This window comes from Speluncibacter jeojiensis (assembly GCF_029589495.1).
Lineage (GTDB): Bacteria > Actinomycetota > Actinomycetes > Mycobacteriales > Mycobacteriaceae > Speluncibacter > Speluncibacter jeojiensis.
Window position 1 is genome coordinate 58,015 of record NZ_JAAIVF010000008.1, and the last position, 21,383, is coordinate 79,397.

Consider the following 21,383-nt stretch of genomic DNA (forward strand, 5'->3'; position numbering starts at 1 on the left):
GGGCACGAAAGGGGCCGGTCGCGCGTTGTCTGTGTGAGAGCATGCACGATCACACGCCGGAATGAACCCGCGTCCGATTGATCGCGTGCCCGACCGACCCCGTTCAGCAGCGAGGAGCCACGCCATGACGAACCCGATGGGCCGGCCCGGTCCGATGGGCCAGCCCGGTCCGATGGGCCAAGCGAACGCCCAACGCCGCGCGCCGCAGCTGCCGACGCCGCCGAGCGGATGGCCGATCGCCTCCTACCCGACGTACGCCGAGGCGCAGCGGGCGGTGGACTTCCTGTCCGATCAGCAGTTCCCGGTGCAGGACGTGACGATCGTCGGCGTCGACCTGATGCAGGTCGAGCGGGTGCTGGGCCGGTTGACCTGGAAGAAGGTCATCGCCGGCGGCATCGTCTCCGGCATCTGGCTCGGTGTGTTCTTCGGCCTGCTGCTCGGCATCGTCACCGGCGGGTTCCTCGGCCCGCTGATCGTCGGCATCATCGGCGGCCTTATCTTCGGCCTGATCTCGGCCTCGGTCCCGTACGCGGCGACCAAGGGGCAGCGCGACTTCTCGTCGACCATGCAGTTGGTCGCCGGCCGCTACGACGTGCTGTGCGACCCGAAGACGGCCGAGCAGGCACGGGACATGCTCAGCCGCCTGTCGCTGTAGGCTGTCCGGTCACTTCTGCCCGGTGAGCCGCGCGAGCAGCAGTGCCTCCGCGACCGCGAGCCGTTCGATCTCGGCCGGGTCGACGCTCTCGTTCGGGGCGTGGATCCGGCACTGCGGCTCCTCGACACCGATCAGCGCGATCTCGGCGTCCGGGAACCGTTCGGCCAGCGCATTGCACAACGGGATCGACCCGCCCTGGCCCGAGGCGACCATCGGCGCGCCGAACGCCTCCGCCATCGCCGCGGCCAGCGCCCGGTATCCGGGGCCGTCGGTGCGGGCCGCGAACGGTGCTCCGGTCGCCTCGCGCTCGACCGTCACCCGCGCACCCCACGGGGTGTGCGCGTGCAAGTGTGCGACCAGCGCATCCTGCGCGCCCTGCGGATCCATGCCGGGCGGCACCCGCAGGTTCAGCCGCGCCGACGCCCGCGGCGGGATCGCGGCCGCCGAGCCGACCACCGGCGGGCAGTCGATTCCCAGCACGGTCAGCGCCGGCCGGGCCCACACCTGTTCGGCGACTGTGCCCGACCCGACCAACTCGACGCCGTCGAGCACGCCCGCGTCGGCGCGGAAGCGCGCGGCGGGATACTCGGCGCCGGACCACGGCTGATCCCGGTCGAGACCGTCGACGGTGGTGTTGCCGCGGTCGTCGTGCAGCGTGCCCAGCAGTGTCACGAGCGCGGTCAACGCATCCGGGGCGGCGCCGCCGAACATGCCGGAATGCACCTCGCCGGTGAGGGTTTCGAGCCGGACCACCACGTTGGCGATTCCGCGCAGGGTGGTGGTCACCGTCGGCACACCGACCTCGACGTTGCCGGCGTCGGCGACGACGATCAGATCGGCCTCGAACAGGTCGGGCCTCCGGTGCACGAGGTCTTCGAGACCGCCGGTGCCCATCTCCTCGGACCCCTCGGCGACGATCCGCACCCCGACCGGCAGTTCCCCGGCGGGCAGGACGTCGTCGAGCGCTCGCAGCGCGGTCAGGTGCACCGCGAGGTTGCCCTTGCAGTCTGCGGCCCCACGCCCGTACCAACGGCCGTCGCGCTCGGTGAGCGTGAACGGATCACTGTCCCACAGTCGTTCGTCACCGGCGGGCTGGATGTCGTAGTGGCAGTACAGCAGTACCGTCGGCGCGCCGGCGGGGCCGGGACGGTGACCGATGACCGCGCTCGACCCGTCGCTGGTCTCGATCAGCTCGACCGAGCCGATGCCGGTCGCGGCGAAGGCGTCGCGCACCCACCCCGCGGCGCGCGCGCACTCCTGTGGCGGGGCCTGCCGCGGATCGGCGATCGACCGCATCGACACCAGTTCGGCCAGATCGGTCCGGGCCCGCGGCATCAGTGAACGCACCGCGGAACGCAGCGCGTCGACGGTGGGGATGCGGGGTGTCTCGGCCATGGCGGTCCTCCGGTTCGGTGTGGTCGGGTGCCGCCCCGGACGGTAGCGCGGTCCGGACCGATCGGCGGGCCGCACGGGTGCGGGCGTGTTAGATGGGGTGGTGGCAGAGAACGTCAGTGATGCCGTCCGAGCGCACCTGCACCGGTGCATCGGCGGACCGGAACCGGAGTCCGCGTCGGTGACCTTCCTGGGCGTCGAATCGCTGGAGGTACTGCGGTTCGCGCCCCCCGCGCCGGACGGGGACGTCCGGTACGTCTCGCTCGGCTGCTCCCGGTATCCGATGGGCGACCCCACCGCGATGGTCTCCGATCCCGAGAGGGGACCGCGCGCCGAATTGGAGCTCACGCTGCACGCCTACACGCCGACCCGCGGTGTGCACCGGGCGCTCGCGGTGCTCGCCGCGACCCCGGCGGTCGAGGGCCTGGTGCTGGTCGCGGACGCGCTGCTGGACCTGGGCGAGCCGCTGTGGGAGGGCTCGCCATTCACCGGCGTGCTGCTCGGTCCCGGCGACATTCCCGACCTCGAACTGCCCGAGCCGCGCGACCCGGTCCGGTTCTTCGACGCGGTGCCTGTCACCGGCACCGAGGCCGCCTGGGTGCGGGTGCGCGGCGCCGACGCGCTGCGCGAGGCCTGGGTGGAGGCGGGCATCGACATCCGGGATCCGCGGCGCTCCTCGGTGAACCTGTAGCGCCCGTGCATCTGCCGGCGCCGGTGAACCGGTAGCGCCGTGCTGGGTCGAGAACGGCCGCGGAGCTGACAGACTGGGGCGGTGCGCATCGACCTCCACACCCACACGAACGCTTCCGACGGCACCGACACCCCCACCGAGCTGATGCGCAACGCGGCCGCGGCGGGACTGGACGTCGTCGCGGTCACCGACCACGACACCACCGACGCATGGCGGGAGGCCGCCGCCGCGCTGCCGGACGGGATGACGCTGATCCGCGGCATGGAGATGTCCTGCGAGGGACGCGACGAGCGCGGCCGCCCGGTCGCCGTGCACCTGCTGGCCTACCTGTTCGACCCCGACCACGCCGACCTGGCGGCCGAGCGGCGACGGCTGCGCACCGAGCGCGCCACCCGCATCCGCGCGATGGCCACCCGGATGGCCGACGCCGGGCTGCCGATCGACCCGCAGCAGGTCCTCGCCGACGCGGGCCCGTCTGCCGGGCGTCCCCACCTGGCCCAGGCGCTGATCCGGGCAGGGGTGGTGGCGTCGACCGACGAGGCGTTCGCCGGTCCGCTCAGCGCACGCAGCCCCTACTTCGTCGACAAGGTCGACACCCCGCTCGAGGACGCGGTCGCGATGATCGCGGCGGCCGGCGGCGTCAGCGTGCTCGCACACGCCCGCGCCGCCACCCGCGGGCGGCTGATGGCGGTCGAGCAGATCCGGGAGCTCGCGGGTGCGGGCCTCGGCGGGCTCGAGGTCGACCATCCCGAACACGGCGAACAGGACCGGGCGCTGCTGACGCGCGTGGCCCGGGACCACGACCTGATCGTCACCGGCTCGTCGGACTATCACGGCCGCAACAAGACGGTCGAGCTCGGTCGCTGTACCACCGCACCGGGCCAACTCGACGCGATCGTGGCGCGGGCGAGCGGGGTCGGCGTGCTGGTCGGCGGCGCCCCGGACGCGGCGGGGCGGATCTGATGCGGCCGAGGACGAAATGGGTGACGTCGGCGGGCCGGCCCGGCCGCGATCCGGCGACCGACGCCCACGATCCGGACGCGAACGGGTTCGAGGACATCCTTTTCGGGGAGGGCGTCGTCGAGGACGACGCCTGTGACGGCCGCGTTCCCGAGGGTCGCGCGCTCGGGGAGGAGGGCCTCCGGGAGGGACGGTCCGGCGTCGGGATCGACGACGGTCCGGGCGGGGCGAACGTGGTGGTCCGCGGATTGCGGGCGTGCAGCGGCGCGGTCGCGGTCGGCGTCGTTGTGCTGGCACTGGTCGTGGTGGTCACCGCGGTGCTCGGCGCGCGCCGGCATTTCCCGGGCCCCGGCGCGGAGTCGCTGACGGTTCACGTCCTCGCGGCGGTCGCGGTGCTGGTCGCCCAGCACTACGCGGATCGGCGGCGCGGCCTCCTCGCCGTGGCGGCCGCGCTGGTGGTGCCGGTCATCGCGGGCGCGGTGCTGTGGACGCAGTGGTGGACGTGACGACCTGCGGGTTTGAGCGGAGTCGGGTCGATCTGCGATACTGACGGTCACGTACATCGGGCCGACCGCACCGATGCGCGCCGATCACAACAGCACGATCTTGCATACCGGGGCGGACCGCCAGGTATTTCATCGCGCCGGGACCGTGAACCCGACCTTGGTGAGTAACCCACGTCACCGTCCCGGTAGTCTGCTTTAACTATCTTGTCGGGATGCCGGAGCTCGGCGCCCGAAGCCCAGACCCGCGCTGGGCCCAGAGCATGCAGGAGTGACACGTGTCTACTGTTTCGGAAGCCGGTCGGTCGCAGCAGGGTGCCCTGTCCGAGATCACCACCGAGGAGATCTTCGCCGGACATCTCGGCGGCAAGCTCTCGGTCGAACTCACCGCTCCGCTCGAGACCCAGCGTGACCTGTCGATCGCGTACACCCCGGGAGTCGCGCAGGTCAGCCGCGCGATCGCCGCCGACGAGACGCTGGCCAAGCGTTACACCTGGACGGACCGGCTGGTCGTCGTCGTCTCCGACGGATCCGCCGTGCTCGGTCTCGGCGACATCGGCGCCCGCGCCTCGCTGCCCGTGATGGAGGGCAAGTCCGCGCTGTTCAAGAAGTTCGCCGACCTGAACTCGATCCCGCTGGTGATCGACACCAAGGACCCCGACGCGATCGTCGAGACCCTGATCCGGCTGCGCCCGAGCTTCGGCGCCGTCAACCTCGAGGACATCTCGGCCCCGCGCTGCTTCGAGATCGAGCGCCGCGTCATCGAGGCGCTGGACTGCCCGGTCATGCACGACGACCAGCACGGCACGGCGATCGTGGTGCTCGCCGCGCTCAACGGTGCGGTCAAGGTGCAGGGGCGCGACGTCAAGGACCTGAAGGTCGTCATCTCCGGCGCCGGCGCCGCCGGTGTCGCCTGCGCGAACATCCTGCTGGCCGCGGGCGTCGACGACGTCGTCGTGCTCGACTCGAAGGGCATCGTCTCGCGTGGTCGTGACGGGCTCAACGAGTTCAAGGCGGATCTCGCCGAGCGGACCAACCCGCGCCAGGTGACCGGTGGTGCCGCCGAGGCCCTCGCCGGTGCGGACGTCTTCCTGGGCGTGTCGGCGGGCACGATCGGCGAGGAGCTGATCGCGAGCATGGCCGAGGGGGCGATCGTGTTCGCGCTGTCGAACCCGGACCCGGAGATCCACCCCGAGGTCGCCCGCAGGCACGCGGCCATCGTGGCCACCGGGCGCAGCGACTTCCCGAACCAGATCAACAACGTGCTCGCGTTTCCCGGCGTGTTCAAGGGCGCGCTGGACGCGGGCGCCCGCCGGATCACCGAGGGCATGAAGATCGCTGCGGCCGAGGCGATCCTGTCGGTGGTCGGTGACGAGCTGTCGGCCGACAAGATCGTGCCGTCGCCGCTGGACCCGCGGGTCGCGCCGGCGGTCGCCGCGGCGGTGGCCGCCGCCGCGCACGCCGAGGGCGTGACCGGCTAGACCGCGCGCAGAATTTTCGGGGAGGGTCCGTTCCGGGTTGCCGGGCGGGCCCTTTCCCGTCTGTGTGATCTGCTGTCTGGGTGAGCTTCTGGAGGCCGGTCCGGGGACGACCGGATCGAGTGCAGGACGTGCGGAGGAGGAACGGGTCGATGAGTGGTGGCGTCGGGCGCGCACGCGGTTGGCTGCGGGCGGTGTCGGCGATCGGGGTGGTCGCGGCGGTGCTGGCGTTGTCGGCGTGCGGGAGCAACGAGACCTCGTTGACCGGGCGTAGCGGGTCCGGCGAGGTCGTCGTCGGATCGGGGAGTTCCCCGCTGGGCGAGGTCGTCGCCGAGATCTACGCCGGCGCCCTGCGCGACGCGGGCGCAAAGGTGCGGACCGACCTCGGGCTCGGTGCGCGCGAGCAGTACCTCGCTGCGCTCGACGGCGGGAAGGTCAACCTGGTGCCCGAGCTCACCGGCCAACTGCTGGACCACTACGACCGCGGCGCCACCGCGACCGAGGGCAAGGCGGTCTACGAGGCGCTGAGCCGTTCACTACCCGAACAACTCTCGGTGTCCGATCCCGCCGCTGCGGAGGATCGCGAGGCCCTGGTCGTCACCGAGACCACCGCGCACCGCTTCGACCTCAAGAGCATCACCGACCTCGCGCCACACTGCGCACAGCTGACCCTGGGCGGGCCGTTCGCGGTCTCGGGGAGCAGGGCCGGACTGGTCGGGCTGCGCGAGGTCTACGGCTGCGGCTTCGAACAGTTCGCCGGATTCCCGCTCGACACGGCCACACCGGATCCCGCCTCCGCAGACCGGCAGTTGGCGGACGCTTTGAGGACCGATCGGGTGCAGGTCGCGGCGCTGTCCACTGCGACTCCGGAGGTCACGGCCGACTCGTTCGTCGTGCTGCAGGACGACAAGTCGCTCTTCCCCGCGCAGAACGTGATCCCGCTCTTCCGCAAGGGTGCGCTGACCGCCGATCAGATCAAGGTGCTCGATCGGGTGGCGGGTGAGCTGACCACGGGCGATCTGGCCGACATGATCGGCCGGGTGCAGGCCGGACAGAAGCCCGCGGCGGTCGCCGCCGAGTGGTTGCCTGCCCACGGACTCTGAGGCGGCTGCGCCGCCCGTACCCGAGTTGCGGGGCCGGGACACCGCAACTCGCTCACCGGTGGCGGAGCCGCACTCGCAGGAAGTCGTTGATCTCGTCGACGGCGACCGCGGCGTCGCGCAGCAGGGACGCCTGCAGCTGGGCCACGTGCCACAAGGTGGATTCGGACAGGGTCACCTCGACCCCACCGGCGCGCAGTTTCTCCGCGTACGCGAGATCCTGCGGGTAGAGGATCTCGCCGGTGCCGACCTGGATGAGAGTCGGCGGCATGCCCTCGGTCGCCGCATGCGCCGGGGCGAAGCCCGGATCGGTGGGGCTCGCATCGCCCAGGTACGCCCGGGCGGCGGGCCGGCTCCAGCCCGTGCTCACCACGAGATCCCGTGCGGCGGGCGCATTCTCGTCGGCGGGGTCGACCCACGGCGAGAGCAGCACGAGCGCGCCGGGCCGGATGCCGTGCTCGTCGATCAGCCGGCGGGCGCTCGCCGCGGCGAGCCCGCCGCCCGCGGAGTCGCCGACGATGGCGACCCGCTCCGGCGCCAGGCCGCGGCGCTCGAGCAGTTCGAGGTAGGCGGCCACCGCGTCGTCGACCGCCGCTGGATACCGATGCTCCGGCGCGAGCCGGTAGTCGAGGGTGACCACCATGGCGCCGGTGCCGCGGGCCAGGTGCCCGGCGAGCGACCGGTGTGTCTTGGGGGAGCCGATCGTGTACGCGCCGCCGTGCAGATACAGCACGGCGGTGTCCGGATCGCCGGCGCCGCGGGCGGTGAGCTTCTCTGCCGGACGCCCGCCGATCCGGATGTGTTCGACGACGACCCCGCTCGGGACCGTCTGGAGGACCGCCCCCGCGTCGAGCAGCGTGCGCTGCGCCCGCCACGACAGCCGCGGCGTGAGCACAAGGCGGTAGAAGACGCCCATACCCGCCGCGACCAGCGGCCGCGGCAGGTAGGGCAGTCTCATCGACCGGCCTTGGGCATGACCCGCCCGGTCACGACGGCGAAGATCCGCTCGTAGGAGGAACCGACCAGGCGTACGAAGACGTCCAGGAACCGCGCGTCGAGGCCGATCAGGACGCGGGGGCGGTTGCCCTCGACACCCTTGAGGATGCGGCGGGCCGCGGCCTCGGGGCTGGTGTGCGCGAGGTAGCGGTCGAAGAACTGCGCCAGGGCGGCCGCATCGCCGGAGGCGACGGTGCCGTTGCGGGCGATCGCGGTCTTGATGCCGCCGGGGTGCACACAGGTGACCTTGACGGGGTGCTTGGCGATCTGCATCTCCATCCGCAGCGCCTCGGTGAACCCGCGCACGGCGAACTTGGCCGAGTTGTACGCGGCCTGCCCGGGGATGGACAGCAGGCCGAACAGGCTCGAGGTGTTGATGACGTGGCCGTCGCCGGAGGCGATCAGGTGCGGCAGGAATGCCTTGGTGCCGTTGACCACTCCCCAGTAGTCGACGTCCATGACCCGCTCGATGTCCTTGAACTCGCTGATCTCGATGTCACCGGTGAAGGCGATGCCCGCGTTGTTGAACACCAGGTTGACCTTGCCGAAGTGCTGCGCCACCGTGTCGGCGTACTCGAGCACAGCCTCGCGTTCGGCGACGTTGAGCCGGTCCGTGCGGACCTCGGCACCGAGGGCCTCGGCCTGGCGCGCCGTCTCGGCGAGCCCCTCGGTGTCGACATCGGACAGGGCGAGCTTGGCGCCGCGGCGGGCCAGGTCGAGCGCCAGTGCGCGGCCGATGCCCGATCCCGCGCCGGTGATGACGGCGACCTTGCCGGTGAAGTCGGTCATTGTGCGTTCTCCGCTCCGCTGAGTTCGAGGTCGGTGTCGGCGTTCGTGCCGGCACCCGTGGAGCCATTCTGGGTGGCGACGGATTCCGGCGTGCGGTCGACCCGCGGAATCGCGCGGACCGCGGCGGACTCGGTGTGATACGCGGCGACGTCGAAGGTCCTTGTCTCGCGCCGGAACTCGAAGGTGAAGCCCGGCCACAGCGTGGTGTTGTTCCCGTGCTTGTCCAGGTACCAGCTGGCGCACCCGCCGGTCATCCACACCGACGGCTGCAGCTTGCGCTGCAGTTCGACGTTGTACTCGTGCTGCACGTCCGCGCGGACCTCGACGGTGCTCAGGCCCTGACGCGCCATGGTGCCCAGGGCGTCGGCCACGTAGTTGATCTGCGACTCGATCATGAGGACCATCGAGCTGTGTCCGAGGCCGGTGTTCGGCCCGACGAGGAAGAACATGTTGGGGAAGTTGGCGACCGCCGAACCCTTGTAGGCCTGCATGCCGCCGTCGTCGAACGTCGCGGCCAGCGTGCGCCCGTCGCGGCCGTGGATGGCCTCGAAGGTCGGCGAGTCGGTGACGTGGAACCCGGTTGCGACGATGATGGCGTCGACCTCGCGGACCGTGCCGTCCTTGGTGACGACGGCGTTCGCGGTCACCTCGGCGATGCCGTCGGTGACGACGTCGACGTTCGGCCGGTCCAGCGCCGGGTAGTAGTCGTTGGAGATCAGCATGCGCTTGCAGCCGATCTCGAAGTGCGGGGTGACCTTGCGGCGCAGCGCCGGGTCCTTGATCCCGCGGCGCAGTTGCACCCGGGCCGCGATCTGCAGCGGCTTCATCAGCAGCGGCTGCCGGGTCAGGCCGACGACCTGCGTCTCACGGATCGCGTACACGCCGGCGCGGGCCAGGCGCTGGAAGCCCGGGACGTACTTGTAGGCGAGTCGCTCGGCCTTGGTGTATTCACGGTCGGCGCGGGGGAGGATCCACGGCGCGGTGCGCTGGTAGACGTCGAGGTGGCCGACGCTCTTGGCGATGGCCGGCACGATCTGGATGGCCGAGGCGCCGGTGCCGATGACCGCTACCCGCTTGCCGGTCAGGTCGGCGTCGTGGTTCCAGCGCGACGAGTGGAAGATCTCGCCGGTGAAACCCTCGATGCCCTTGATGTCCGGCAGCGACGGCTCGCACAGCGCGCCGACCGCGGAGACGACGACCTTGGCCGTGAAGTCGCCCTTGGTGGTCACGACGTTCCACTGCTCGGCGGCGGCGTCCCAGGTGGCGTCGAGCACCTCGCACCCGAACACGTGGCGGTCCAGCACGCCCGCGGTGCGGGCGGTCTTCTGGATGTAGGCCTGGATCTCCGGCTGCTTGGAGAACGACCGGCTCCACTCCGGGTTCAGCGCGAACGAGTACGAGTACAGCTGCGACGGGACGTCGCACGCCGCGCCCGGGTACGTGTTGTCGCGCCAGGTGCCGCCCACGTCCTGGCCGCGCTCGAGCACCAGGAAGTCGTGCCGACCCTCCTTCGCGAGGCGGATCGCGGCGCCGAGCCCGGCGAATCCGCTTCCGATGATCAGCACGTCGATGTGCCGTGAAGTCGCGGGTGCCGAGTCGTCCGGCTTCGTCGCTGTCGTCATGTCACCGAGCGTAGGTACCTATTGAGAACGAGTCAATAGCTATTGACTGCAATTCAGTAGATTATTGACTCTCGTTCATTAGTATGGGGGCATGGCAGGCAAACGCACCCGACTCAGCCCGGAGGCGCGCCGCGCGCAGCTGATCGAGCTGGGCGTGCAGATGCTCGCCGGGCGCCCCCTCGACAGCGTCTCGGTGGAGGAGATCGCCGAGCAGGCCGGGATCTCACGCGGGCTGCTGTTCCACTATTTCTCGTCCAAGCACGACTTCCACGTGGCGATCGTCCGGCACACCAGCGAGGAGATGCTCGCCGTCACCGAGCCCGACCCCGCACTGCCGCCATTGGGGATGCTGCACGCCTCGCTGACGGCGTACATCGATTACGTGACCGATAACCGCGGCGGCTACGTCTCGCTGCTGCGCGGAACAGCCAGCGGCGACCCCGCGATGCGGGAGATCTTCGAGCAGACCCGCACCGCGATGGCCGAGCGGGTGCTCGCGCAGGCGCCGAACATCGGCATCGAGCGCACGCCGCGGGCCGAACTGGCGGTCCGGGGGTGGATCGCGTTCGTGGAGGAGACGGCGATCAGCTGGTTGACCGACCCGAAGCTGACCAAGGGCGAACTGCTCGAACTCGTCGGGCAGGCGCTGCCCGCAGTGGCGTTGCCGCCCGAGGTGGCCGCCGCGCTGCTCGGGGCCATGCCGGTGACCGGCCGGCCTCCGGCGCAAGCGGCGGTGTGACGGCTAGAGGTGCCGGGTGAACCGGTGCGGATCCGCGAGGAACATCCGCCACCCGCGCACCATGTCGAGGTCCTCCCAGGTGCTCGGCATGGGGTCGTCGAGTGTGCCGTCGAGCACGCGGATGTCGGCGTCCGGGCAGGCCGCGAGGATCGGGGAGTGTGTCGCCAGGATCACCTGTGAGCCCTCGGCGGCGAGATCGCCGATGATGCCGAGCAGCGCCAGACACGACTGAAACGACAGCGCCGCCTCGGGCTCGTCGAGCAGCCACAGCCCGACCCCGACCGGACGGTCGGCGATGTATTGAAGAAACGACTGCCCGTGCGAGAGTGCGTTGAGTTGCTGGTCGCCCTCGCGGGGGCGGGTGGCGTCCGCACTGTCGAAGAGCGCGTGCATCGACTCGGCGCGCAGGAAGCACCCACCGTGCGGGCGGGGCCGCGGCCCGATGCACGTCAGGTGCCGGCCGAGGTCGGTGTCCTCTGTGGAAGAGCCGGCCGACCACAGGCGGTCGGCCGCGGTGAGCCCACTTCGCCAGGCCGCGGCGACCGCCTCCAACAGGGTTGACTTGCCGGTGCCGTTCTCGCCGACGATCACGGTGACGGGACGGTCGAACGCGAACCCGTCCGCGCACAACCGCTCGACGACGGGCAGCCGCAGATACCACGAAGCCGGGTCGAATCCACTCCGCGGAGTGAACTCGACCCGGCTCAGTGGCAGGTCGCTCATGCGATCAGGCAAAGGCCTCGTCGATGATGGCCTGCTGCTCGACGGCGTGCACCTTGCTGGACCCGGACGACGGCGCCGACATCGCTCGGCGGGAGATCCGGCGGAAGTTGCCGAACAGGTCGGGCAGCATCTCCGGAAGCGCGAGGCCGAGGGACGGCCACGCACCCTGGTTCGCCGGCTCCTCCTGGACCCAGACGATCTCCTTGTGGTTCGGGTACCGCTGCAGGGTCTCGCGCAGGCGCTTGTCGGGGACCGGGTAGAGCTGCTCGAGGCGGACGATGCCGATGTCCTCGCGGCCCTCCTTGTTCTTGCGCGCCAACAGCTCCCAGTACAGCTTGCCGCTGACCATCAGCACCCGCTCGACCTTGCTGCGGTCCGCCTCGTTGTTTTCGTACGCCGGCTCCTCGAACACCGAGCGGAATTTGCCCGTGGTGAAGTCCTTGACGTCGCTGACGGCGGCCTTGTTGCGCAGCATCGACTTGGGAGTGAACACCACCAGCGGACGGCTGATGCCGTCGAGCGCGTGGCGGCGCAGCAGGTGGAAGTAGCTCGCCGGCGTCGACGGCACCGCGACGGTCATCGAGCCCTCGGCGCACAGCTGCAGGAACCGCTCGATGCGGCCGGAGGTGTGGTCCGGACCCTGGCCCTCGTGGCCGTGCGGCAGCAGCAGCACGACGTTGGACAGCTGACCCCACTTGGCCTCACCGGACGAGATGAACTCGTCGATGATCGACTGCGCGCCGTTGACGAAGTCGCCGAACTGCGCCTCCCACAGCACCAGGGCGTCGTGGTTGCCGACCGAGTAGCCGTACTCGAAGCCGACGGCCGCGAACTCCGAGAGCGCGGAGTCGTAGACGAGGAACTTGCCGCCCGGGACCTGCGGGTTCAGGTTGGACAGCGGGGTGTACTCGCCCTCGGTGACGCGGTCGATGATCACCGAGTGACGCTGGGTGAACGTGCCGCGCCGCGAGTCCTGACCGGACAGCCGGACCATGCGGCCCTCGTCGACCAGCGAACCGAAGGCGAGCAACTCGGCGAACGCCCAGTCGATGCCGCCGTTGCGGGACATCTCGTGGCGGCGCTCGAGCACCGGCTTGACGCGCGGGTGCACGTTGAAGCCCTCCGGCACGCCGACGAACGCGTCGCCGATCCGCTCGAGGACCGACTGATCGACCGAGGTGACCAGCTTGACCGGGATCTGCTGGTCCTCCTGGATCGACGGGCTCGGCAGCGGCTTGTACTTCTCGAGGTCGCGGACCTCGTTGAACACCCGCTCGAGCTGACCCTGGTAGTCACGCAGGGCGTCTTCGGCTTCCTTCATCGAGATGTCGCCGCGGCCGATCAGGGCCTCGGTGTAGCTCTTGCGGACGCTGCGCTTGGTGTCGATCACGTCGTACATCTCGGGCTGCGTCATCGACGGGTCGTCGCCCTCGTTGTGGCCGCGGCGCCGGTAGCAGATCATGTCGATCACGACGTCCTTGCCGAACTTCTCGCGGAAGTCGACGGCCAGCTTGGCGACCCACACGCAGGCCTCGGGGTCGTCGCCGTTGACGTGGAAGATCGGCGCGCCGATCATCTTCGCCACGTCGGTGCAGTACTCGGACGAGCGCGAGTGCTCGGGTGCGGTGGTGAAGCCGACCTGGTTGTTCACGACGATGTGCACGGTGCCGCCGGTGCGGTATCCACGCAGCAGCGCGAGGTTGAGCGTCTCGGCGACCACACCCTGACCGGCGAACGCGGCGTCGCCGTGCAGCATCAGCGGCAGCACGGTGAACCCTTCCTCGCCCTTGTCCAGTAGGTCCTGCTTGGCGCGCACCAGGCCCTCGAGCACCGGGTCGACCGCCTCGAGGTGCGAGGGGTTCGCCGTGAGCGAGACGGTGATGTCGTTGTCGCCGAACATCTGGATGTAGGTGCCGGTGGCGCCCAGGTGGTATTTGACGTCACCGGAGCCGTGCGCGGCCGCCGGGTTCATGTTGCCCTCGAACTCGGTGAAGATCTTCGAGTAGGGCTTGCCGACGATGTTCGCCAGCACGTTGAGCCGGCCGCGGTGCGGCATGCCGATGACGACCTCGTCGAGGCTGTGCTCGGCGGACTGGTCGATGACCGCGTCCATCATCGGGATGACCGACTCGGCGCCCTCGAGCGAGAACCGCTTCTGTCCGACGTACTTGGTCTGCAGGAACGTCTCGAACGCCTCGGCGGCGTTCAGCTTGCTCAGGATGTACTTCTGGTGCGCGACCGGCGGCTTGATGTGCCGGATCTCGACCCGCTCCTGGATCCACTGCTGCTGCTCGGGCTCGAGGATGTGCGTGTACTCGACGCCGATGGTGCGGCAGTACGCGTCGCGCAGCGTGCTGAGCACGTCACGCAGCTTCATCCGCTCCTTGCCGGCGAAGCCGCCGACCGTGAACACCCGGTCGAGGTCCCACATCGTCAGGTGGTGGGTGAGCACGTCGAGGTCGGGGTGGCTGCGGAAACGCTCGGGGTTGATCCGCAGCGGATCGGTGTCGGCCATCAGGTGACCACGGTTGCGGTAGTCGGCGATGAGCTCGAGCACCCGGGCGTTCTTGTCGATCACGCCCTCGGGGATGTCCTGGCGCCAGCGGACAGGCTCGTAGGGCACCCGCAGATCCGTGAAGATCTCGTCCCAGAAGTCGTCGGCGAGCAGCAGGTTGTGGATCGTGCGCAGGAAGTCGCCGGATTCCGCGCCCTGGATGATGCGGTGGTCGTAGGTGGAGGTCAGCGTCAGCAGCTTGCCGACACCCATCTCCGCGATCCGCTGGTCGCTCGCACCCTGGAACTCGGCCGGGTACTCCATCGCGCCGGCGCCGATGATCGCGCCCTGGCCCCGCATCAGGCGCGGCACCGAGTGGACGGTGCCGATGGTGCCCGGGTTGGTCAGCGAGATGGTGACCCCGCTGAAGTCCTCGGCGGTCAGCTTGCCTTCGCGGGCCCGGCGGACGATGTCCTCGTAGGCCGCCCAGAACTGCGAGAAGTTCATCGTGTCGCAGCGCTTGATCGCGGCGACGACGAGCGAGCGGCTGCCGTCCTTGCCGGGCAGGTCGATGGCCAGGCCGAGGTTGGTGTGCTCGGGGGTGACCACGTTGGGCTTGCCGTCGACCTCGGCGAAGTGGCGGTTCATGTTCGGGAACGCCTTGACCGCCTTGACGATCGCGTAGCCGAGGATGTGCGTGAACGAGACCTTGCCGCCGCGGGTGCGGGCGAGCTGGTTGTTGAGCACCAACCGGTTGTCGATCATCAGCTTGGCGGGGATCGCCCGCACGCTGGTCGCGGTCGGAATGTCGAGCGAGGCGGTCATGTTGCGTGCGACCGTGGCGGCGGCGCCGCGCAGCACCTTGTTCTCGGTGCCGTTGACGGGGGCCGCCGGGGCGGCCTTGGCGGCGGGCGCAGCGGCCGCGGGCTTGGCGGCGGGTGCGGTCGCGGCGGGCGGGGTGGTCGTGGCGGTGGAGGTCACAGTCGTGGGCTTCGCGGTCGGAGCGGACGGGGTGGCGGCGCCGTTGGCGGCCGCGGTGCCGTTGGTCGCGGCGGGCTTGCCGGATCCGGCGGCGGGGCGCTGAGCGGGCGCCGCGGTGGTCGGGGGACTCGGGGGGGAGGAGGTCGCCACCTTGTCGCCGTTGTCACCCCCCTGGCTGCCGGCACCCGGGGTGTAGTCGGCGAGGAACTCGTGCCAGCTCGCGTCCACGGACGACGGATCATCCTTGAACCGCTGGTACATCTCCTCGACAAGCCATTCGTTCTGACCGAATTGTGACGTCGAACTGCTGCTCACGGCAGGGTTTCGCCTCGTTTCCTTATCGCGCACGGATCGCATGCATCCCCATAGAGGCTAGCGCCATCCTCCGGGCAGGGTGTGGGCGGCACGACATAACTTTGCTCACCGCACCGGGGCCCGCGGATCGGCTTCGTCGGTACCGGTCGCCTGGGCCTCGCCGTAGGCCTCTGATCTGCCCGCTTCCCACAGTCGGGCGTAGTGCCCGCCCGCCTCGCGGAGCCGCTCGTGGGTGCCCGACTCCACTATGCGGCCGCCGTCGACGACGACGATGAGGTCGGCGCGGGCGGCGGTCGCCAACCGGTGCGCGACGACGACCGCGGTGCGCGAGCGCGCCAGGTGCCGGCCTGCCTCGAGCACGGCCAGCTCGGTGACCGGATCGAGCGTCGCGGTGGCCTCGTCGAGCAGCAGCAGGTCGGGGTCGACGAGCTCGGCGCGGGCCAGCGCGATGAGCTGGCGCTGGCCGGCGGACAGCCCCTGGCCGCGTTCGCCGACCGGATGGTTCATGCCGCCGGACAGCGCCGCGATCGTGGGGAGCGCGCCGACCGCCCGGGCGGCCGCGGCGATCTCGCGCCGGCTCGCATCGGGACGGCCGAAGGCGATGTTCTCGCCGACGGTTCCGGTGAACAGGTGCGCCTCCTGCGGGACCACGCCCAGCCGGTGCCGGTAGGCGTGCAGCGGATAGCGACGCACGTCCACCTCGTCGACCCGCACCGACCCGGAGGTCGGGTCGTAGAAGCGGGCCAGCAGTTTGACCACCGTGGACTTGCCTGCGCCGGTCTTGCCGACCAGCGCGACCGTGGTGCCCGCGGGGATGTCCAGCTCGATGCCGTGCAGCGCGTCGTCGTCGGCCCCGGCGTACCGGAAGCCGACCCGGTCGAAGGCCACGTCGCCGCGCAGGTGCCCGGCGATCGCCGTGGCGTGCTCCGGCCGGCTCTGCTCGAGCGTGCTGGGGGTGGCCAGTAGGTCCCCGATCCGGCGCAGGCCCACCCGCGCCTGCTGGTAACCGTCGAAGACCTGGGACAGCTGCTGGATCGGGCCGAACAGCAAGCCGAGATAGAGCACGAACGCGACGAGCGTGCCCTGACTGGTGTGGCCGGAGGCCACCTGGTGCGCGCCGACGAGCACGACCGCCGCCAGGACCAGGTCCGCGAGCAGCGTGATGAACGGGAAGAACACCGAGATGGCGGTCTGGGCGCGCATCCGGGCGCGGCGGTAGCTTTCGGCGCGGTCGGCGAACCGGCGGGCCGCGAAACCCTCGCGGCGGTAGGCCTGCGCGGTGCGCAAGCCCGCGATGTTCTCCTGGAAATCGGCGTTGACCAGGGAGATCCGCTCCCGTGAGGTGGTGTAGGCGGTCGAGGAGATCCGGCGGAACACCACGGTCGCGACGATCAGCGGCGGCAGCACGGCAAGCGCGACCGCCCCGAGCAGCACGTCGGTGGCCAGCAGTGCGGCGGCGATGCCGGTGAGGGTGAGGACGCTGACGACGGCGGTGGACATGCCCGTCTGCATGAACGAGGAGAGGGCGTCGACGTCGGTGGTCATCCGCGTCATGATCCGGCCGGACAGCTCGCGCTCGTAATAGTCCAGACCGAGCCGCTGCAGGTGCGCGTAGCTGCGCACCCGCAGCCCGTACAGCACCCGCTCGCCGGACCGGGCCGTGACCACGGTCAGGGTCGCCACCACCAGCCAGTCGGCGACGACCACGGCCAGGCCGGCCGCCGCGGCCCACCACAGCGCCGACGGATGACCGGGTACGACCCCATGGTCGATCGCGAAGCGAACGATGATCGGGAAGACCAGCCCGGCGGCCGCGTCGAGGGCCAGGCACACCACCACGGCCAGCAACAGCCACCGCACCGGCCGCAGCAGTCCGGCGAGCCGGAACCGGGGATTCTCCGCGCGCAGTGCGCGGTCGTCCATGTGCGGATCCTCGGTGGCCGGTGGCAGTGCGTCGACCGCGCGCCGCAGTTCTGGGGTCGCGCTCAGTCCGGCCAGCGCGCCGGCGCCGGGACCGGACCTTCCGCCGCGTCCGCCGCCGATCCGCGGCGCAGTCGCCGGAATCCGTGTCGCGCGGGCGGAGGAGGCGCCGTCCGTGGCGCCGTCGACCGGTGGCCACAGCGCGGACTCGTCGGGCTCGGCCGGCACCGGCACGAGCGCGGCCGGAGCGCTGTCGGGCGTGGTGGCGAGCAGCGTGCGGAACAGCTCGCAGCGCGCCTCCAGCTCCGCCTCCGTGCCGATGTCGACCACCCGGCCCCCGTCCAGGACCGCGATCCGGTCCGCGAGCGAGAGTGTCGAACGACGATGTGCCACAGCGATCGTCGTTCGTTGTGCGCGGCCCGAGCGGAGCGCGGCGAAGATCTGCGCCTCGGTGGCCGCGTCGACCGCGGAGGTCGCGTCGTCGAGGATGAGCAGCCGCGGATCGCCGAGGATCGCGCGCGCCAGCGCCACCCGCTGGCGTTGTCCGCCGGACAGCGTCAGCCCGCGTTCGCCGACCACGGTGTCGTAGCCCTCGGACAGGGCGGAGATGAACTCGTCGGCCATCGCCGCGGTCGCGGCGGCACGGATCTCCTCGGCGCTGGCGTCGGGCCGGCCCAGCGCGATGTTGGCCGCGATCGTGTCGGAGAACAGGAACGGCTCGTCGAACACCAGCGTGACCGACTCGCGCAGCTGGTGGGCGGCGAGGTCGCGCACGTCGATGCCGACGCTGCCCGCGGTCAGCTCGATGCGCCCGGCGTCGGCCGCATAGAAGCGGGGCAGCAGCAGCGACAGCGCGGTCTTGCCCGAACCCGACGGCCCAACCAGCGCGATCGACTCGCCCGGCTCGACGGTCAGGTCGACGCCGTCGAGCACCGGCAGGTGCGGGTCGAAACCGAACCGCAGGCCCTCGATGCGCACGCCGATCGGGCCGTCGGGCAGATGACGCGGATGCGGGAGGTCCGCGACCTCCGGCTCGGTGTCGATCACCTCGAACACCCGCTCCACCGCGGCGCGGGAGAGCTGTGCCATCACCACCATGCTCGAGACCACCCGGGCGACCGAGGCCATCGAGGTCACATAGGTCGCGAAGGCGAGGAAGGTGCCGATCGAGATCGACCCGTGCAGCGCGAGATAGCCGCCGACCGCTACGACGCCGACCAGGCCGACCTGGGGCAGCGCGGCCATGGTGGGGGCGAAGCGGGAGTTGATCCGCGCCGCCCGCATCCGTTTCGCGTACAGCGACCGGCCCAGCTGCTCGAGCCGGCCGACCGCGCGCGCCTCCTGCCCGAAGCCCTTGACGACGCGCACCCCGGTGACCGTCTCCTCGACGTGCTGGGCGAGGTCTGCGGCGCTCTGCTGCGCCGACCAGGTGGCCGCGAACAGCGACCGCCGGCTGACGTAGGCGGCGAGCGCGATCGCGGGGGTGATGGCCAGCGCGACCACGGTCAGCAGCGGCGAGAGCAGGAACATCACGACCAGGGCCAGCACGAACTGCAGTGCAGACCCGACCGACATGGGTGCCATGGCCAGCAGGCTCTGCACCAGCTGCAGGTCGGTGATCGACCGCGAGACGACCTGTCCGGTGCGGATCTCGTCCTGGCCGCGGCCGTCGAGTCGTTGCAGTGAGCCGAGCAGGTCCAGCCGCAGGCTGTGCTGGACGTCGAGGGACAGCTTGCCCGCCAGCATGCGCCGGCCGAACTGACAGCCGAACCGAACTGCGCCGAGCGCGGCGATCGCGACCGCGATCCCGACGATCGCGTCGGTCCGGCCGCGTCCGGCGTCGTCGACCGCGGCGCGGGTGAGCAGAGGGAAGGTCACGTCGATGACGGTGGCGAGCGCGGCCACCGCGAGCGCGCCGACGACCGACCACGGATGCTGCCAACACGCGCCGAGCACCCGCCGCAGCCACCCTCTGGGCCGGTCGGCCGGATTCGCGGGGGTCTCGGAGTATGTCATCGCATCGACGAATCTATCCCTGACCCACGACAACGCCGGTCGACGCCGGGCGCGGACACCACGAGCGGGCGGACCGCGCGTGGCCCGGGTGCGGGCGGAAACTAGAGTTCTCGCAGTGGCAACCCGAACCGCGCCGCCGGCGCACGGTACCCGGCTGATCGCGCTGCGCGCGGCGACGGCCCTGGTGGTCGCGATGGGCGTCGGCCGCTTCGCCTACACGCCGATACTGCCGCTGATGGAGTCCCAGGCGGGCCTGTCGCGGTCGGCGGGCGCGGCGCTGGCGACCTCCAACTATTTGGGCTATCTGGTCGGCGCGATCGTCGCGAGCGTGCTCGCCGGTCCCGCGCGCAGCACCGCCGTCCTGCGCGGGTCGCTGGTCGCGGTGGTCGCGACCTTGGCGTTGATGCCGGTGACCACGGCGCAGCCGGTGTGGCTGGTGCTGCGGTTCGTGGCCGGTGTGGCCAGCGCGCTCGTCTTCGTGTTCGCGGCGCGGGTCGCGCACGACCAGCTCAAGGGCTCGCCGCACGGGGCGGGCTGGGTGTTCGGCGGGGTGGGTGCGGGCATCGCGCTGTCAGGGGCCGCGGTGCTGGCGCTCGGGGACCAGGGATCGTGGGTGGCCGCCTGGGCGACCGTGGCGGCGCTGGCCGCGGCGGGCGGCGCGATCGCATGGAATCTGCCCGGCGGCTCGGTGACCGGGACGTCGGTGGCGGACGAGGCGGTGAACGGCCGGGCCGGCGGCGCCGGTGGGGGCAACCGGTCCCGGTTCGGCTGGCTGGTCGCCGCGTACTTCTTCGAGGGCCTCGGCTACATCGTGACCGCGACCTTCCTGGTCGCGGCGCTCGCGGCCTCCGGTGGGCCGAGTTGGCTCGGCAGCAGCGCCTGGATCGTCGTCGGACTCGCCGCGTTCCCGTCGAGCGTCGTGTGGGCGTGGCTCGGCCGGCGGGCATCGCGCCCACTGCTGTTGTTCGTCGCGATGCTCGTGCAGGCGGTGGCGGTCGCGTTGCCCGCGTGGTCGGGTTCGCCGGCGGCGGCGCTGGTCTCCGCGGTGGTGTTCGGTGGGACCTTCATGGGCATCGTCGCGCTGGCGCTGGGCGAGGGCAACGAGCTGATCGGTCCGCGTGCGCCCGCGGTGCTCACCGCCGCCTACGGCGTCGGCCAGGTGATCGGCCCGCTCGTCGTCGCGCCGCTGCTCGCCCACGGATACAGTGCCGCGCTGGTCGTCGCGGCCGGCATCGTCGCGGTGGGTGCGCTGTGCGTGCTGCCGTTGCTCGCCCGGCGCCGCGGCCCGGCCGGGGCGCGGGGATCGCACGGATTCGCCGCGCCCGCGGCCGGTGACGGGGCCGAGGTCAGCCCGCCAGCATCTGCTTCATCTGGCCGATCTCGGCTTCCTGACCGTCGATGATCGACTGGGCCAGCTTCTTCGCGTCGGGGTTCTGTCCCTGAGCCAGTTCGGTGCGGGCCATGTCGACTGCGCCCTGGTGATGCTCGATCATCATCTCCAGCCACGCCTTGTCGAACGCGGAACCGGTCAGCTGGTGCAGCGAATCCATCTGCTCGGGGGTCATCATGCCGTCGCCGTGGCCCATCGAGGAGTGGTCCATCGCGCCGGGCTGGGCGTTCCATAGCTTCAGCCACGCGCTCATCTGCTCGATCTCGGGTCCCTGGGCGGCGTCGATCTTGCGGGCCAGCTCGATGAGCTCGGTGTTCTGGGTGCGGCCGTTCACCATCGCGGTCATGTCGATGGCCTGCTGGTGGTGCGGGACCATCATCGACGCGAACATGACGTCGGCCTCGTTGTGCGCCGCCGCGCTCGCGCCCGGGGCGGGGCTCGCGGTGGCGGTGGCCGTGGGATGGGTCATCGCCGAATGGTCGGAGGAGTCGGTACCGCTGCCGCAGGCGGCGAGCACGACGGCGGCGCCGAGGACGCCGGCGATGGACATGACGGACTTCGTCGTGAGGTTGCGCATGGTCTTCCTGTCTGCTGACTGAACTTCGCTGAGGGGTCGGGC

16 protein-coding genes are annotated in these 21,383 nt (G+C 71.0%); 8 read left to right on the plus strand and 8 right to left on the minus strand.

Annotated features, from left to right (window positions below):
* Positions 1–124: 124 nt before the first annotated feature.
* Positions 125–655, plus strand: a complete 531-nt coding sequence (locus tag G4X40_RS20695; protein ID WP_408642265.1) for a general stress protein — start codon at positions 125–127, stop codon at positions 653–655.
* A gap of 9 nt (positions 656–664) precedes the next feature.
* On the opposite strand, the gene G4X40_RS20700 is transcribed toward G4X40_RS20695, so the two are convergent.
* Positions 665–2,050 (minus strand): dipeptidase, encoded by a 1,386-nt coding sequence (locus G4X40_RS20700; protein WP_277835346.1) that lies wholly within the window; start codon positions 2,048–2,050, stop codon positions 665–667.
* Positions 2,051–2,147: 97 nt separating this feature from the next.
* On the opposite strand from G4X40_RS20700, the gene G4X40_RS20705 reads away from it, so the two are divergent.
* The 5 genes from G4X40_RS20705 to G4X40_RS20725 all read left to right on the plus strand — a co-directional run bounded on the left by G4X40_RS20705 (position 2,148) and on the right by G4X40_RS20725 (position 6,782).
* Positions 2,148–2,738, plus strand: coding sequence for a suppressor of fused domain protein (locus G4X40_RS20705; RefSeq protein ID WP_408642270.1), 591 nt, complete (start codon positions 2,148–2,150; stop codon positions 2,736–2,738).
* A gap of 81 nt (positions 2,739–2,819) precedes the next feature.
* A complete protein-coding gene (locus tag G4X40_RS20710) occupies positions 2,820–3,701 on the plus strand; it encodes a PHP domain-containing protein (RefSeq protein WP_277835349.1) in 882 nt (293 codons plus the stop codon).
* A gap of 20 nt (positions 3,702–3,721) precedes the next feature.
* The gene (locus G4X40_RS20715; protein WP_277835351.1) at positions 3,722–4,204 is read left to right on the plus strand and encodes a hypothetical protein; all 483 of its coding nucleotides are present in this window, start codon (positions 3,722–3,724) and stop codon (positions 4,202–4,204) included.
* A 275-nt stretch (positions 4,205–4,479) separates the two neighbouring features.
* Positions 4,480–5,682, plus strand: a complete 1,203-nt coding sequence (locus tag G4X40_RS20720) for an NAD(P)-dependent malic enzyme (RefSeq protein WP_277835353.1) — start codon at positions 4,480–4,482, stop codon at positions 5,680–5,682.
* Positions 5,683–5,831: 149 nt separating this feature from the next.
* Positions 5,832–6,782, plus strand: a complete 951-nt coding sequence (locus G4X40_RS20725; protein WP_277835355.1) for an ABC transporter substrate-binding protein — start codon at positions 5,832–5,834, stop codon at positions 6,780–6,782.
* A 52-nt stretch (positions 6,783–6,834) separates the two neighbouring features.
* Here G4X40_RS20725 and G4X40_RS20730 read toward each other — a convergent pair whose 3' ends face one another.
* The 3 genes from G4X40_RS20730 to G4X40_RS20740 are packed head-to-tail and all read right to left on the minus strand — an operon-like array spanning position 6,835 to position 10,186.
* Positions 6,835–7,737 (minus strand): alpha/beta hydrolase fold domain-containing protein, encoded by a 903-nt coding sequence (locus tag G4X40_RS20730; protein ID WP_277835357.1) that lies wholly within the window; start codon positions 7,735–7,737, stop codon positions 6,835–6,837.
* On the minus strand, positions 7,734–8,564 hold the full coding sequence (locus tag G4X40_RS20735; RefSeq protein WP_277835358.1) for an SDR family NAD(P)-dependent oxidoreductase: 831 nt from the start codon (positions 8,562–8,564) through the stop codon (positions 7,734–7,736). Before G4X40_RS20735 ends, G4X40_RS20730 begins: the two co-directional genes overlap by 4 nt.
* Positions 8,561–10,186, minus strand: coding sequence for a flavin-containing monooxygenase (locus G4X40_RS20740; protein WP_277835361.1), 1,626 nt, complete (start codon positions 10,184–10,186; stop codon positions 8,561–8,563). Before G4X40_RS20740 ends, G4X40_RS20735 begins: the two co-directional genes overlap by 4 nt.
* 91 nt (positions 10,187–10,277) lie before the next feature.
* On the opposite strand from G4X40_RS20740, the gene G4X40_RS20745 reads away from it, so the two are divergent.
* Positions 10,278–10,925 carry a TetR/AcrR family transcriptional regulator gene (locus tag G4X40_RS20745; protein WP_277835363.1) on the plus strand — a complete coding sequence of 216 codons (648 nt, stop codon included), beginning with the start codon at positions 10,278–10,280 and terminating at the stop codon, positions 10,923–10,925.
* Positions 10,926–10,928: 3 nt separating this feature from the next.
* Here the strand turns inward: G4X40_RS20745 and G4X40_RS20750 are convergent, their stop codons facing one another.
* The 3 genes from G4X40_RS20750 to G4X40_RS20760 form a co-directional block, all read right to left on the minus strand.
* Positions 10,929–11,648 (minus strand): AAA family ATPase, encoded by a 720-nt coding sequence (locus tag G4X40_RS20750; protein WP_277835364.1) that lies wholly within the window; start codon positions 11,646–11,648, stop codon positions 10,929–10,931.
* A gap of 4 nt (positions 11,649–11,652) precedes the next feature.
* On the minus strand, positions 11,653–15,438 hold the full coding sequence (locus G4X40_RS20755; protein WP_277835366.1) for a multifunctional oxoglutarate decarboxylase/oxoglutarate dehydrogenase thiamine pyrophosphate-binding subunit/dihydrolipoyllysine-residue succinyltransferase subunit: 3,786 nt from the start codon (positions 15,436–15,438) through the stop codon (positions 11,653–11,655).
* 105 nt (positions 15,439–15,543) lie between these two features.
* The gene (locus G4X40_RS20760) at positions 15,544–19,374 is read right to left on the minus strand and encodes an ABC transporter ATP-binding protein (RefSeq protein ID WP_277835367.1); all 3,831 of its coding nucleotides are present in this window, start codon (positions 19,372–19,374) and stop codon (positions 15,544–15,546) included.
* A gap of 115 nt (positions 19,375–19,489) precedes the next feature.
* On the opposite strand from G4X40_RS20760, the gene G4X40_RS20765 reads away from it, so the two are divergent.
* Positions 19,490–20,776 carry a YbfB/YjiJ family MFS transporter gene (locus G4X40_RS20765; RefSeq protein WP_277835369.1) on the plus strand — a complete coding sequence of 429 codons (1,287 nt, stop codon included), beginning with the start codon at positions 19,490–19,492 and terminating at the stop codon, positions 20,774–20,776.
* Here G4X40_RS20765 and G4X40_RS20770 read toward each other — a convergent pair.
* Positions 20,721–21,341 (minus strand): DUF305 domain-containing protein, encoded by a 621-nt coding sequence (locus G4X40_RS20770; RefSeq protein WP_277835371.1) that lies wholly within the window; start codon positions 21,339–21,341, stop codon positions 20,721–20,723. The two genes, G4X40_RS20765 and G4X40_RS20770, sit on opposite strands and share 56 nt — an antisense overlap.
* Between the last annotated feature and the right edge of the window lie 42 nt (positions 21,342–21,383).

Excerpts from the sequence above, each read along its gene's own strand:
- G4X40_RS20695 (WP_408642265.1), top strand. The coding sequence starts at position 125 with ATGACGAACCCGATGGGCCGGCCCGGTCCGATGGGCCAGCCCGGTCCG.
- G4X40_RS20700 (WP_277835346.1), bottom strand. The coding sequence starts at position 2,050 with ATGGCCGAGACACCCCGCATCCCCACCGTCGACGCGCTGCGTTCCGCG.
- G4X40_RS20725 (WP_277835355.1), top strand. The coding sequence starts at position 5,832 with ATGAGTGGTGGCGTCGGGCGCGCACGCGGTTGGCTGCGGGCGGTGTCG.
- G4X40_RS20730 (WP_277835357.1), bottom strand. The coding sequence starts at position 7,737 with ATGAGACTGCCCTACCTGCCGCGGCCGCTGGTCGCGGCGGGTATGGGC.
- G4X40_RS20735 (WP_277835358.1), bottom strand. The coding sequence starts at position 8,564 with ATGACCGACTTCACCGGCAAGGTCGCCGTCATCACCGGCGCGGGATCG.
- G4X40_RS20740 (WP_277835361.1), bottom strand. The coding sequence starts at position 10,186 with ATGACGACAGCGACGAAGCCGGACGACTCGGCACCCGCGACTTCACGG.
- G4X40_RS20745 (WP_277835363.1), top strand. The coding sequence starts at position 10,278 with ATGGCAGGCAAACGCACCCGACTCAGCCCGGAGGCGCGCCGCGCGCAG.
- G4X40_RS20750 (WP_277835364.1), bottom strand. The coding sequence starts at position 11,648 with ATGAGCGACCTGCCACTGAGCCGGGTCGAGTTCACTCCGCGGAGTGGA.
- G4X40_RS20760 (WP_277835367.1), bottom strand. The coding sequence starts at position 19,374 with ATGACATACTCCGAGACCCCCGCGAATCCGGCCGACCGGCCCAGAGGG.
- G4X40_RS20770 (WP_277835371.1), bottom strand. The coding sequence starts at position 21,341 with ATGCGCAACCTCACGACGAAGTCCGTCATGTCCATCGCCGGCGTCCTC.